Below are 14,713 nucleotides of genomic sequence, written 5' to 3'. Positions count from 1 at the left end.
ATCCATTCATTATAAGTTAAAATAAAAACAATGATTATTCCAAAAAGATCAAAGACCAATAAACATGGATTCTGATAAAAAATATAACCTTTTCATAATTTCATTACTACTTTTGGTAAGTATTATAGCCATATATCTGACTAAAGAATTTGTTCCAGTAGTTGTATTTAGCATCTTTTTAACTTATGTACTTTATCCTGTATATTCATATCTTGAAAAGGTTACCAAAAGCGAAAGAATAGCCTCATCTATATCAGTACTTTCAGCTTTATTCATTCTTGGGTTATGTATTTACCTTCTTTTAAGTTCCGCCGTAAGGGAAATATCAAAACTGATAACGTCACCAGACCAAATCAGAGAACCAATAATAGCACTGGAAAAAGAATTATTGGATTTTATAAGTTCTACAGATTATCTTTCATTTATAGCAGAGAGCTATATATCAAATGGTCTGAGTCAACCGGTGGTTACGGTTATAAACTGGGTGTCCCCATATGTAAAAACATTTTTGACATCTTTTATAACCAATACACCGTTATATCTTATAAGTTTTGTATTGACTTTGTTGTTTACATACTATTTCTTAATAGATGCACGCAGAATTAGAGCCCAAATCATGGATGTAATTCCTGAAAAAAACAAGCATGTTGTAAGTTTATTCATTAATGAACTTAATGTTATCTATTACAACCTATTCAACATCTTTTTTGTAACCAGTTTTTTAACAGGAGTTATCGCATCTGTAGGTTTTTTCCTTCTTGGTATTCCCTATCCGGTTATTCTTGGGATGGCTGTATTCCTGTTAACACTGCTTCCTCTTGTCGGTGCACCAGTTATCTATATACCATTTTTTATCTACTATCTTATTATACAGGATTACGCTACAGCAATAATCATTTTGCTGTTTGGAATATTTATTCTTAGTATATTCCCTGATAGTTTCATAAGACCAAGGCTTGCTAAAAATAAAGCATCAATACATCCTGTTATAACATTACTTTCTTTCACAGCACCGATATTTGTTATTGGTTTTACAGGGTTTATTGTAGGTCCACTTGTCTATGGTTTCTTGCTTGCATTTTACAGAACGAAAATAAAAATAAAATATCAAACGGATGAAGAACCAGAATCTTGATTATGGATGCCAAGTATTTCTGCAAGTTCAATCCCCTCGCTTCCAAGTGATGAAAGCTGGTTGAAAATTTCATTTATATTAGCGTATTTTTCCGTTCTGTTACCATCTGATTTGTGAATTTTTATTGTTATCTCATTTTTAACATAGCCTCTTTCAAGGCATTCAGTTACAATATACCCGTATTGCTGAGCAATATTTTTCAGGCAATCAAATATTTTGTTATTTTTGACTGCATCTTTATCAACATACAGCAAACTTGTCAATTTTTGTGACCTTATGTTTTTGAGAATAAAATCAACAAGCACGCTAACAAAATTTTCAATATTTTCCATATCAAGTGAATTTGAAAGGGTACTATCTTCAGTTATGTTATAATCTCCACAATAAATATGGTAGAGGTTGTTATCATACATAATCCTGAAACTATTTCCTTCTTTTTTATTTTTAAAAACCGCATCCAGATATCCATCATTATAACTGAAAGAATCTAAAAGATAATCAGAAACATCAGTATTTTTAACTTTGTTTTCTTTGTGTATTAGCCCTGATGTAGACCAGAATGGTATATACAACTGCCCGTATATACTTCTCACGCTGAGTAATTCATATTCGTAAGTAAGTTCGGATTCATATTGTAGTCCATCAAGTTCTGCGGTCAATTTTCCCCTAAGTTCATCATCCACAACACCAGTGTATTTTTCCCGTGCACCATATATTCCACCTTTAAATAGTGGGTCAAGTGCTGGATAAACCTGTGATTCAATATTTTCTATTTCATTTTCACATTGTTTCTTCTGTGATTTGATTTCCTCTTCAAGATATTGGGTCCATTTATTGGTATATGATGAACAAGTATCAACCACTGCATCCTTAAATTCGATGATTTCTTCTGAATCTGTATCGTCTGCAAGTTTTTCAACGTAACCCTTGATATTTTTTTCAAAACGCTCGAGTTCGTTAATTCTTTTGTTAAGTGATTTTATTCTGGTTTCTGTATCGTTATATGTTTCGATAGCTGATTTTTCAAGAGGTATAACTTTCTGTGTTACGTCTAAAAAAGTTTGTAAATCCTGAATGAAGTCTCTCTGTACCGGTAGTTCTGTAGAATCCTGATAAGTATATTTAGCCATCTAACCCCCACTCTTACAGGTAATTGGTATATAGTAATATGTAAGTGCAAAGATTTAATTTTATCTGTCAGGCTTCTGTGAGGATTTTTCTTACCGGTTTGAGAAGGTCATTCATATATTCAGTTGCGGCATTTTTCAAATCCATTGGATGAATTTCACCCGATGCAAACTGTTCTTCCAGTTCCTGATAACCTGATATTTCCAGATTTCCTCCGAATTTTTCAGGTCTTTTCAGGGTTATTTCATCATATCTCGGGAACACATGGTATTTGAAAATTTCAAGTACAGGATTATCTTCAACTGTTTCTGCCGGACAGTATGCTTTTTTCATTTTTCTTTTAATGTCATCTTCTGTATCATCCACTGATATGTAGTTTTCTTTTGATGATGACATTTTAACACCATCCAGACCGAGCATAATCGGTGTATGTATGCATGTTGGCGACCTGTAACCTACATCTGGAAGTTCTTCCCGTGCAAGCATATGGATTTTCCTCTGGTCGATACCGCTGACTGCTACATCAACTTCAAGCATGGCTATATCAACCGCCTGCATGATAGGATATACCATCTGGGACACTTTCGGGTCATCCATTTTGCGCCCCACCTCATCCATGCTTCGTTTTGCACGGTTTAATGAAGTCTCCTGTGTAAGTTTTAAGACATTTAACATGTAATCATGATTCAGTTGGAAATCTGAACCAAAAACAAATTTGGTTTTATCAGGGTCAAGTCCCAGTGCAAGGAAACATCGTTTGTTCTGTTCTGCCAGTTCGCGAACTTCTTCAAGGCTTCCTTTTTGATTGAGATAAGCATGGATGTCAGCAAGGAGAACTATAATATCAAATCCAGACCTTTGTAAATCGATTAATTTGTTTACTGTCAGGACGTGCCCCATGTGAATTTTTCCGCTTGGTTCATACCCTACATACGCTGTCGGTCTGTTCTTTGTGGCGACTAATTCATCAAGTTCTTCTTCTGTTACTATCTCCTGCAGGTTCCGTTTTATAAGTTCTTCCTGTTCCATGGGTTCACCGCTTTTTACAATAACATTTCGATTTTAAAGGTTTTTGGTGTTGATAAAACACCGCAAAATGAGCCTAAAAACTAATATAAAATTTTTGTTTTATTTATCAAAAGCAGAAATATTTAAATTAATAATTTTATACCTGTATGAACAGTATATAAATATATTAACTCTGATTTAAATTATTAAAATTTTACAGCTTGATTTAACAGCCATCTAAAACCCGCAAGGTATCATATATGTAGCATCAGTATAGACGGGTCTGCTAAACAAATATAAATGGTAGATAAAATGGAAAATGAAGAAATACTCAATCTGAATGAATTCCAGCGTGATGCGCTTAAAGAGGTTGCCAATATAGGAATGGGCAACTCCATAACATCATTATCAAAACTCATCAACCGACAGGTGAACATACATGTTCCTGATTTAAAAATAGAAAAAATAGAAGATGTACCCGAAATTGTCGGAAGCCCTGAAGAACCAGTGGTTGGAACCATTGTAGGGCTTCGAGGTAATTTCATGGGATATATTGCTATAATATTTCCTGAAGAAAGCGCTGAAAAAATCTCACAAATTGTTATGGATTCGGATGACGCTGATTTGCAGAGTGAGATGACCCTGTCTATGATGGGGGAAGTGGGTCAGATTCTTGCAGGTTCATATTCCAGTGCTATCAGTGATTTTTTTGGAATCAATACTTCGATTACAATTCCGTATACCAACTACGATATGGTTGCTGCAATAATGGACAACCTCCTTATTGAGATGAGTATAGAGGTGGATTATGCAATCGTATTTGATACCGAGTTTACAATCAAAGATGAACACAAGGTAAGGGGCAGTTTTCTGACAATGTTTGACAAGTCACTGCTGGATGATTTCCTTGAGAGGATAAACAAGATGGTTTGATTTGAAAAAGTAAAACGAGCTGATTTTAATGAAACTAGTAAAAATGGCAGACTGTGCTGTTGCAAAAAGCCCTGATAACCTGAAAACGATGAGTCTTGGTTCGTGTGTAGGTATAACACTTTACGATCCTTCCAAAAAAGTGGGTGGTCTTATTCATGCAATGTTGCCTTCTTCTGAGAATGCAAGGAGTGCAAACAACAAAGCAAAATTTGTGGATACAAGTATTCCGTATCTTGTTGATGAACTGGTAAAATATGGCGTTGCAAAAAGGAGGCTTGAAGCAAAACTTGTGGGTGGAGCTGATATGTTTTCTATGGGTAACAACGGGACCATCAATGTGGGGAGGAACAATGTAAAAAAAGCAAAGGAAGTATTATCAAATCTTGACATACCGCTTGTAGCTGAAGAAACAGGAGGAAATTACGGCAGAACCACTACACTGGATACATCGGATGGCACAGTCTTTATAAGAAGTATCAAAGAAGGGAATTCCAAGATTTGACAATTATAATTAATAGCAAAAATTATAAATCCAATCGTGTAATGTAGACTGGTGGATATATGTTTAGGAATATGTATCTAATATAAAGATAGGTCAGGGGCTGTGGCCTAGCCAGGAATGGCGACGGGCTCCAGCGGATAAATGATGAACAACGGGTCTGCTGAGACCTGCTCGACGGGGCGGGTCTATGAGGAACCGTTGGAGCACTGATATGTGCTCGGCAAGAACCTTTAAAGAACTGTCAAGAGCAGTGGTTCGGAGAGACCCGTCGATCGTGAGTTCGAATCTCACCAGCCCCACCTTTTCTTTCTGCATTCTTTTTTCTTGTGATACCAATACACTCAAATATTCCATAAAAAGAATTAGGATATATGAAATCTGTTTGTTTTTGCGGGGAGGTACACCTACCATTAAATTTGAAATGGTACTGGCCGGCTTATGAATACACTAAACCGAGTATCGACAAATACTTCGACCTGCCGCAGGTCTATTCTAGCTTTGATAAAATAGGTTATGATGTCATACGTACAAATGAAGTTATAAAAGAATCAATAGAAAATGGTGGAAAGTATTCTTTTAATATCTCCGGAACGTTTATAGACATATGCAAAAAATGGAATTTTGATGTAATCAAATCTTTCAAAGAATTATCAAACACCGAAAAAGTTGAATTCACCTCATCTTCATATTATCATTCACTTAGCAGTTTATATAATGATTCCTTTGAATTCCGCGACCAGATTAAAAAGCATAGAAACGAAATAAATAATCTGTTTGAACAAAATCCACAAACGTTTATCGATTCAGAATTGATTTTAACAACTCATACAGGAAGCATTTTGCAAGATCAGGGTTTTGAATGCATAATTTCAGAAGGTTCATCCAATCTTTTAGATGGAACAGACCCTGTATACGTCTACAACAACCAATTACCCATCCTTCTCAGGCATATTAATTTAAGCGAGGATATAGAGACCCGATTTTCTGACAGGTCATGGACAGGTTATCCGTTGATTCCAGACAAGTTCGCTTCCTGGATAAATAACATGGAAGGGGATGTAGTTGTAATCTATTTCAATTATGACACCCTTGCCAGACATCATGAAAATGGAAGTAATATATTTCAGTTTTTAAAAGAACTACCAGAAAGCCTCAAAAAGTACGATATCAAGATGGAAACTCCTTCTGAAGCAGTAAAGAAACACCAAAAAGTAAAACTTGATAACCTTAATATTGAATCAACTGCAAGGTTTGGTATGGACAGTCTTACAGGAAACCATATGCAAAACCTTTATTTGTGTGAATTAATGGGAATCAATAAAGACCTCCAGAAAATTAAAGAATCACCTGATTACAATTTTTTGAAACAGATATATGGATATCTTCAACAGAGTGACATATTTCTGGATATGAATTATAACAACCTTCCACTGGCTTATGAACGTGGGGTAAACAACTTTTCAATCATCTCGGATTTCAGGCGTGCTGTTATTGAGGAAGCAGGACAAATCAAAAAAATGGAGGCCGGACAATGACTTCTGTCTGTCCTTATTTCCAGATTCATCAACCATACAGACTCAGGTGGTTCTGGCCTGATGATACAAGCGGTTTTTACAGGTATTTTGATTACACTGCAAATAAAGAGATATTTGAAAAAGTTGCAGACAAATGTTATCGTCCGACAAATAATCTACTGCTGGAATTAATCGATGAATATAATGGAGATTTTAAATTCAGTGTTTCTGTAACAGGAACTCTTCTGAACCAGTGCGAACACTGGGGTGATGATGTACTGGACACTTTCAAACAGATGGCAGATTCGGGTTGTGTAGAATTCCTGGACGAGACAAATTACCACTCATTAGCAGGATTATTTGAGGACAGGTCAGAATTTATAGAGGAAATTAAAGAACATCACAATGTAATAAAGGATCTTCTTGGTGTCAAACCAAAAGTATTCAGGAATACCGAGTTGATTTACAACAATAATATAGCAAAGACCGTTTCTGATTTAGGATACAATGCAATACTTGCTGAAGGCGTGGATAACCTTCTTGGATGGCGCTCTCCTGATTATGTATACCGGGCAGAAGGTAGCGGTCTGCCTTTATTATTGAGGAACTACCCATTAAGTGATGACATTGGATACCGTTTTTCAGCAAGATGGTGGGGTGAATACCCTCTTACTGCTGATAAATGGGCTTCATGGGCATCTGATGTGGAAGGGGATATTCTTAACATTTTCATGGATTATGAAACGTTTGGTGAACATCAATGGGAAGAAACCGGTATTTTCGATTTTATACGTGCTTTACCCGGTGAAGTATTAGATCAGGGTCTTGCATTCAATACTCCTTCTGAAGTAGTGGATATGTATTCACCAGTGGGAAATATCGATGTAGGGGATTTTTCAACAATATCATGGGCTGATATGGAACGCGATACCAGTGCATGGGTTGGAAATGATATGCAGAGAAGATGTCTTGAAGAAATTAAACATCTGGGACCATATGTTAAAAAGACAGAAGATGATGAACTGATACAAATATGGAAACATATGCTTACATCCGACCATTTCCATTATATGTGTACCAAATGGATGGGTGACGGCGATGTACATGCTTATTTTAGTGTATATTCCTCACCATTTGACGCTGCAATAAATTATATGGCGGTTGTTATGGATTTCAAGGCTGAAGTGTTTAAACGACTTAATGGTTTATCAGGGGAGTGAAATGTTTAAATGACACATAATCTTGGTATTTTTTTCAGTAAAGAGGAAACTGGAAATTATGTATGGTTCAAGATTCACCATTCCGATACACCAAAATCACAGGCTGACATTGCAAATCTTTTTGCATCTGAAAACGTGGATGTAAGGTATGGATATATTGATAACACCGAATATAGTGATAGGGGAAAATACGTACTTTTTGCACTTGTAAAACAAAGTGTTGATATTAATTCTTTTTTAGACAAACTCAAAAAACTTGATGTTGTTTTAAATGTTGAATACGAGGTTATGGAGAACGGGGAACTACATTCACTTGACTACCCTCTCCAGTTACTTGGTGAAAGAGCCGTAATAACCCGTGCAACAACTTTTGTGGATGTTATACACATAATAAAAGAAAATGTATCCGATTCCGGTGGACTGCTGATGATGAGTGGTCTCAACGGTGGCATTCATGCAGCCAGATACATAAAAAAAAACATTGACATAGACAAAAATAACCTAATAAACATTTTAAAAGAACTGGTGATTGCTGCAGGATGGGGAAGGCTTGAGATGGATTTTGATTTTGAAACACTTGATGGAAGGATATATTTCATGAACTGTTTTATCGCTGAATACTATGGTAAAAGCGAAATTCCTGTATGTGAATACGTTAGTGGGTTTTTCTCAGGATTTATTACAGAAGCTTTGAATGAACCGGTCCATGTAAGAGAAATAAGATGTAAATCCATGAACCATGATGTCTGCGAGCATATAATTTCAAAAGCTCCGCACGGTATGAAACCAGAACATATACTGAGAGGAGATTTACCTTGATTAAACAACCAAATGTAATTCTTGGTAATAAACATCTTCTTGTTACAATAGGCAGTAAAGGGGAAATTTTCGGGTTTTTCTATCCAAGAAAGGATTATGCTCAGAATGTCGAGGAATCAGTAGCTTGCATTCATGACGGTGAACGCCTCATGTGGACAAATAGTGGAGAATGGACTGCAAATCAGGATTATATCAAAGATACTGATATTGTATCAACCAAACTTTTCCATGAATCGGGTCTGGCAATATCAATCCTTGATTTTATACACCCTGAAGCACCTTTTTTAATCCGCAAATACAGGATTTATTCAGATGAAGATTTTCACGGCAAATTCTTCTACTACTTAAATCTCAACACAGGAGAAATGGAGAAAAAAAATTCTGCTTTTTGTGACCCTGAAGAGAAAATATTTGTCCAGTACTGGCGGGATTTTCATATCGGTCTTGTTGGGTTACCGGGTTTTGATGATTGGCAGGTAGGAAAGATGATGGATACCATCTGGTGGATGAATGCCAAATATGACATGGAAGACGGAATCCTGCAAAAAAACCGTGAAGATATCGGTAAACTCAATAGTGCTTTAGGTTGGGAACTTGATGTTAATGCAGATGACCCAGCAGAAATTACTTTGTTAATCGGTGCTTCCAAAAGAAGGACCCAGATCTATAAAAGGATGCATGAGATATATCCACATTCTATTGATGATATGTATGAAAAAACCAAAAACAATTGCTTTACATGGCTTTCTGGTAAGAGAGAATTGAATTTGTCTGGACTGTCCATTAATGATAAAACCCGGGAACAATTGCTGGATACATACAACCGTTCTCTCCTTACCTTAAACCTTTTGAATGATTCAAAACATGGTTCCTTTGTCGCTGCTCCAGAATTTGATTCTAATTTTGAAATGTGTGGAGGATATGGATTTTGCTGGAATAGGGATGCTTCAGAGGTTGCGACATCCCTTTTAAATTCAGGTTATTATGAATACTGCGAACATTTTCTTAAATGGTGCAAAAAAACACAGTTTTCAGATGGTTCATGGTTTCAAAGATACTGGATAGATGGTAATATAGCTCCTGCATGGTGTAATTTTAGTGACTCCACACAGATAGATGAAACAGGGTCAACACTTCAATTGGCAAATCTATACTACCAATCGATAGGTGGGATTAGAAAAGCGGATTTTCTATACCAAATATGGGTGACAGTGTTGCACGGGGCGGAATACCTGATGAAGCGAAGTTCTGAAGGTTTGCATGACCCATGTATTGATTTATGGGAAACCTATAAGGGTGTTTTCAGCTACACCAACGCTTCAATATATGCAGGGCTTTTAAGTGCTGCTCATCTGGCAGAAGAATATAATGAATTAGGTCTTGCAAAACGATGGTCTGAAAGAGCAGAACAGGTAAAAAGGAATACACTGGATAAACTCTGGCTGGATGAGGGGTATTTTGCAAAAGGGATTATTGACAATAATCTGGATACAACAGTTGATGTTAGTATTTTGGGTACATTTGTACCGTTTAACATGTTAAATCCTAAAAATCCTGATGAAAAACAAATGATTGACTCCATGATAGCAAAAGTTGAGGAGAAGTTGGCATTAAATGTCAATGAGTATTATGGAATCAAACGTTATGAGAATGATAATTACATAGGTGGAAACCCGTGGATTGTTGCTACCTTATGGCTGTCAAAATCAATTCTCACTCTTGCAACTTCAATAAATAAAAAAACAGAACAGCAGCAATTGATAGATAAGGCTCTTGAATATATTAAATGGTCAATCAGGGGAACTACAAGTGCTGGATTATTGCCAGAACAGGTTGACAAGTATACTGGTAATCCTGCATGGGTTATACCGCTTGGTTGGAGCTGTTCCCTTATGATCGATAATTTACAGCTTCTGGATTTTTTATCTAAATCAATGAAGGATTAATATGTACAAATTCAATTCAGCGGATTTTTCTGATTATTGTTCGGGTATTCAGAAAGAATGGTTAGTCACCAATGGTCTCGGTGGGTATGCTTCATCAACTATAATAGGTGCCAACACCAGAACCTATCATGGGCTTCTGGTTTCGGCTTTAAATCCACCTGTTGACAGAACCCTCATGCTTTCCTCGGTAGATGAAGAAATATATGTTAATGGTAGCTTATACAGGCTTGCAACTCATAAATATCCTATGACGGTTCATCCTGAAGGATATAAATACTTGAATGAAGTATCATTCAAACCGTTTCCTGCATTTGTTTATCAGGTTGAAAATACAGAAATCATCAAACAAATATTTATGCAATACGGGGAAAACACCACAATCATCAGTTATCAGGTAAACTGTTCTGATAACAATACAGTTTTTAGATTAATCCCACTTGTAAATCTTAGAAATTTTCATTATACAACAAGGTCAAATGATATTAAATTTGAACAAAGTCCTGTTAAATACGGCACAAAAATTGTCGGTAAAAACCAGTTTTTCCACCTACATTCAAATATAAAATATACTCCTGAAGATGTCTGGTACTACAATCTGGAATATGATATGGAACGCTACAGAGGACTTGAATATCAGGAAGACAATTATAATCCCGGTTTTTTTGAATTAAATCTTGGCAAAGGAGAAAATAATATATTCATTGCTGCATCCACAAATGGTGAAATATCCAATCAAAGCTGGAATGATATTAAAGATATTTATGAAAATGAAATAAAAAGAGCAAATTCACACGGATACATATTTGAAAAGGATTTTCCCAACCAGCTATCAAAAACTGCAGATTCTTTTATCGTAAACCGCAAATCAACTAATTCTGAATCCATTGTAGCAGGGTATCACTGGTTCTCTGATTGGGGAAGAGATGCCATGATATCATTGCCGGGTTTAACTCTTGTTACCGGGCGTTTTAATGAAGCTTCCCGTATTCTTAAAGGATTTGCCGCCAATTGTCAGGATGGTCTGATACCTAACCGTTTTGCAGATACAGATAATGACAATCCCGATTATAATACAGTAGATGCATCTCTCTGGTTTATACATGCTGCTGGTAAATATTTTGAATATACCAGTGACCTTGGAACAATCAGAGATGTTTGGAATACAATTAGAGAAATCATCCATCATTACATCCGTGGTACCTATTTTAATATTCAGATGGATAAAGACAGCTTGATAAAATATGATAGCCAGCTTACATGGATGGATGCAAAAGTTGATGGTATAGAAGTAACACCCAGAAGAGGAAAAACCTGCGAAATCAATGCATTGTGGTACAATGCTTTAAAAACTGCGTCATTACTTGCTGAAAATTTGGGTTTGCTTCACGAAGAATACGATAAAACTGCAGATAGAGTAAAAAGCAGTTTTGTGGATACTTTCTGGAACGATAACAATGGATGTCTTTTTGATTGTATAAGTATAGGTGATGATGGAGAAATATACAAAGACCCGTCCATACGACCAAACCAAATTTTTGCAGTTTCTCTCCCCTATACAATGCTGTCCCATGATAAGGAAAAAATGATTGTTGATAAAGTTAAAGATAAACTGTTAACTTCAAAAGGACTCAGAACCCTCTCACCGGAAGATGAAAAATACAGGGGTATATATTCAGGTGGACCCTATGAGAGGGATTTTGCCTATCACAACGGAACTGTTTGGCCATGGTTGATGGGACCTTTTATTGATGCCTATTTGAAAGTTAACAATGATTCAGTTGAAAACAGAGAATATGCACGTTCTCTACTGCTTGGATTTGAAAATCATTTTAAAGAAGCAGGTATTGGTACGATATCAGAGGTTTTTGATGGAGATTATCCACATAATCCCGGTGGTTGTGTTTCACAGGCATGGAGTGTTGCAGAAATACTTCGTGCCTATGTTGAAAATTTTGAACAGATTTTCTGATGTTTAACTTATAACCTTGTTATTCTGTGCTGGGAACATATGTAACTCCTCTGGAATCAGCCGTTTACAAATTAGGTAACATATTAAATGATACCTAAAATGGAAAAATAGTTAACAGGGAAATTCCTAAACCATCTTTTTTAAAATCTGATTACCTTAATGGTGAATAGATAAAGGATATGCTATTATGAGGTAATTGTTGATACAGATTCAGACGAGTTAATCTCTCAAACTATAACTATTAGTATCAAAAATGCAAAAGGTCATTTAAAAGAAAATGATATAGAGGATGCTGTAATAACCTTTAAAATTGAAAAATCCTGGATAAAAGATAACAATGTGAATATATCCACAATCAGTCTGTATAAAAACAATGGTGACAACTGTAAAGATTTATCCCAAATATCGCAGAAGACTCCCTGCGAAGCTGGAAGATGAATGCGATATACACTCTTGAATCACATTTAACATAACATATAATAATGACAAATAATAATTACTGTAATATGTTAAAAGCCTACAAGTATCGTATGTATCCAAATCAAACACAACAGGAGTTAATCGCAAAACATATAGGAGCTTGTAGGTTCATATACAACTGGGCATTGGAAAACAAAATCAAATCTTATGAACAGGATGGTAAAGCAGTATCAAGATTTGAGTTGAACAAACAGATAAGAGCATTAAAAGATGACTATGAATGGTTGAAAGAGATTAACTCACAATCATTACAGGGAGCCACTCTTAATCTGGAAAATGCTTTCACCAAGTTTTTCAGAGAAAAATCAGGTTTCTCAAAGTTTAAATCCAAGAAAAACCCAGTACAATCGTTTTCTGTTCCTCAGTATTATAAAGTCGATTTTGGTAATAATAAAGTATACATACCTAAAATCGGCTGGATAAAAACCAGGCTCCATAGAAGTTTTAAAGGTAAACAAAGGACTGCGACTATAACAAGAACACCGACAGGAAAATATTATATCAGTATTTTAGTCGATGACGACAAACAATTACCACAAAAACAGACATTCTACGAAGTTAATACAGTAGGAGTCGATGTAGGAATCAAGGATTTCGCTGTAACATCCGATGGTGAAAAAATCGATAATCCAAGATACCTGAAAAATTCAATTGAAAGATTGAAGGTATTACAGAAAAGGCTCAGCAGAAAAAAGAAAGGTTCTAACAATTACAAGAAACTGAAACATCAAATAGCAAAATATCATGAGAAAATTGCTAATCAGAGAGAAGATTTCCAGCATAAGTTAAGTAATAAACTGATAAGCGAGAACCAAGCTGTAGCACTGGAATGTTTGAATGTAAAAGGACTGCTGAGAAATCATAATCTGGCACAGCATATAACCGATTCTTCATGGAGTAGTTTTGTTCAGAAATTAGAGTATAAAGCAGAATGGTACGGTAAAAATATTATCAAGATAGGACGATTCGACCCATCAAGCAAAATCTGTCATGTATGTGGATATTATCATCAGGATTTAGAACTTAAAGACAGAGAATGGGAATGTCCTGACTGCAAAACGGAACATGATAGAGACATCAACGCATCAGTTAATATTAAAAAATTCGCACTGGATAAACAGAATCTAATTTCACCTTCGGGATGAGGGGTAGAGCCTGTGGACTTGTTCCCATAAGGGAAAAGGATGAAACAGGAAGCCGCTGAGTCTTTAGCTCAGCGGTAGTTCACTGTATGAAACATTTAATAGATGTAGGTTATCTAATACTACAGGAGTTGTGGAAAAAATGCAAATCTCAAGATGGTACAAAATTTTAGGTATAACATTACTGCTGACATCAATTGCCTTTTATTCTCTGGAATACATTATTTTCCAGGATCCTTATCATTTGTTCAATTTCATGGTTGCAAAACTTGCATTCCTACCCATTGAAGTACTAATTGTTACCATGGTTATTCATCAGATACTGTATGACATGGAAAAACGTCAAAGACTTGAAAAACTAAACATGGTTATAGGTACTTTTTTTAGTGAGGTCGGTACTCGATTGTTGACTTATTTCTCTGACTGGGACCCTAATCTTGATGATATAAAAAGTAATCTGGTAATCACCAAAGAATGGACTGATTCTGATTTTATGAAGGTGAAAAACCAGCTGAAAAATTATGAATATGAAGTAGACATTAACAGAGTAGATTTAAAGCACCTGCGGAACATGCTCATAGAACATCGGGATTTTCTGGTGCGGTTACTTGAAAACCCGAATTTATTGGAACATGAAACTTTTACCGAACTTTTAAGAGCGGTATTCCATATGACTGAAGAATTAATCAGCAGGACAGAAGATCTTGATAATCTTCCTGAATCCGATCTCGACCATCTTAGAATAGATATAGAGCGGGTATATGGAAAACTTGTTGTAGAATGGCTTGACTATATGGAGTACATGAAAGACAACTACCCATATCTGTTCTCGCTTGCCATGAGAAAGAACCCGTTTGATGAAAGTGCATCACCTGTTGTAAAGTGATTGCATTTTCCATTTCTTTTTAAACTGTGAG

At 35.8% G+C, this 14,713-nt stretch carries 13 protein-coding genes and 1 tRNA gene; 12 read left to right on the top strand and 2 right to left on the bottom strand.

Features of this window, described 5'->3' with window-relative positions; all coding sequences use genetic code 11:
• Positions 1 to 64 precede the first annotated feature (64 nt).
• The gene (locus METEV_RS06630) at positions 65 to 1,135 is read left to right on the top strand and encodes an AI-2E family transporter (protein WP_013194760.1); all 1,071 of its coding nucleotides are present in this window, start codon (positions 65 to 67) and stop codon (positions 1,133 to 1,135) included.
• Here the strand turns inward: METEV_RS06630 and METEV_RS06625 are convergent.
• Both METEV_RS06625 and METEV_RS06620 read right to left on the bottom strand, forming a co-directional pair.
• Positions 1,108 to 2,265, bottom strand: a complete 1,158-nt coding sequence (locus METEV_RS06625; protein ID WP_013194759.1) for a hypothetical protein — start codon at positions 2,263 to 2,265, stop codon at positions 1,108 to 1,110. The two genes, METEV_RS06630 and METEV_RS06625, sit on opposite strands and share 28 nt — an antisense overlap.
• Before the next feature lie 67 nt (positions 2,266 to 2,332).
• Positions 2,333 to 3,292 carry a tyrosine--tRNA ligase gene (locus METEV_RS06620; RefSeq protein WP_013194758.1) on the bottom strand — a complete coding sequence of 320 codons (960 nt, stop codon included), beginning with the start codon at positions 3,290 to 3,292 and terminating at the stop codon, positions 2,333 to 2,335.
• A 279-nt stretch (positions 3,293 to 3,571) separates the two neighbouring features.
• Between METEV_RS06620 and METEV_RS06615 the strand changes: the two genes are divergently transcribed.
• From METEV_RS06615 to METEV_RS06575, 11 genes are all read left to right on the top strand, one after another.
• Entirely contained in the window at positions 3,572 to 4,204 is a 633-nt protein-coding gene (locus METEV_RS06615) for a chemotaxis protein CheC (protein ID WP_013194757.1), read from the top strand.
• Positions 4,205 to 4,232: 28 nt separating this feature from the next.
• Positions 4,233 to 4,706, top strand: coding sequence for a chemotaxis protein CheD (locus tag METEV_RS06610; RefSeq protein WP_013194756.1), 474 nt, complete (start codon positions 4,233 to 4,235; stop codon positions 4,704 to 4,706).
• 96 nt (positions 4,707 to 4,802) lie between these two features.
• Positions 4,803 to 5,005: transfer RNA gene (locus METEV_RS12375), tRNA-Trp, on the top strand.
• A gap of 72 nt (positions 5,006 to 5,077) precedes the next feature.
• Positions 5,078 to 6,241: a glycoside hydrolase family 57 protein gene (locus METEV_RS06605; RefSeq protein ID WP_013194755.1), complete on the top strand. Its 1,164-nt coding sequence runs from the start codon at positions 5,078 to 5,080 to the stop codon at positions 6,239 to 6,241.
• Positions 6,238 to 7,440 carry a glycoside hydrolase family 57 protein gene (locus tag METEV_RS06600; protein WP_013194754.1) on the top strand — a complete coding sequence of 401 codons (1,203 nt, stop codon included), beginning with the start codon at positions 6,238 to 6,240 and terminating at the stop codon, positions 7,438 to 7,440. Before METEV_RS06605 ends, METEV_RS06600 begins: the two co-directional genes overlap by 4 nt.
• Before the next feature lie 9 nt (positions 7,441 to 7,449).
• Positions 7,450 to 8,259, top strand: coding sequence for a V4R domain-containing protein (locus tag METEV_RS06595; protein ID WP_013194753.1), 810 nt, complete (start codon positions 7,450 to 7,452; stop codon positions 8,257 to 8,259).
• The gene (locus METEV_RS06590; protein ID WP_013194752.1) at positions 8,256 to 10,205 is read left to right on the top strand and encodes a glycoside hydrolase family 15 protein; all 1,950 of its coding nucleotides are present in this window, start codon (positions 8,256 to 8,258) and stop codon (positions 10,203 to 10,205) included. The genes METEV_RS06595 and METEV_RS06590 overlap by 4 nt, the downstream gene beginning before the upstream one ends.
• Position 10,206: 1 nt before the next feature.
• Positions 10,207 to 12,174 (top strand): amylo-alpha-1,6-glucosidase, encoded by a 1,968-nt coding sequence (locus METEV_RS06585; protein ID WP_013194751.1) that lies wholly within the window; start codon positions 10,207 to 10,209, stop codon positions 12,172 to 12,174.
• A 177-nt stretch (positions 12,175 to 12,351) separates the two neighbouring features.
• Complete coding sequence (locus METEV_RS12985; RefSeq protein ID WP_083810122.1) at positions 12,352 to 12,612, top strand: PGF-pre-PGF domain-containing protein; 261 nt, start codon at positions 12,352 to 12,354, stop codon at positions 12,610 to 12,612.
• Between the two features lie 68 nt (positions 12,613 to 12,680).
• On the top strand, positions 12,681 to 13,799 hold the full coding sequence (gene tnpB, locus METEV_RS06580; protein ID WP_013194750.1) for an IS200/IS605 family element RNA-guided endonuclease TnpB: 1,119 nt from the start codon (positions 12,681 to 12,683) through the stop codon (positions 13,797 to 13,799).
• Between the two features lie 139 nt (positions 13,800 to 13,938).
• A complete protein-coding gene (locus METEV_RS06575; RefSeq protein WP_013194749.1) occupies positions 13,939 to 14,682 on the top strand; it encodes a hypothetical protein in 744 nt (247 codons plus the stop codon).
• Positions 14,683 to 14,713 lie beyond the last annotated feature (31 nt).

It is taken from the genome of Methanohalobium evestigatum Z-7303, from assembly GCF_000196655.1.
GTDB lineage: Archaea > Halobacteriota > Methanosarcinia > Methanosarcinales > Methanosarcinaceae > Methanohalobium > Methanohalobium evestigatum.
Note: the sequence above shows the minus strand (reverse complement) of the source record. Positions and strands in the feature narration are given on the sequence as shown.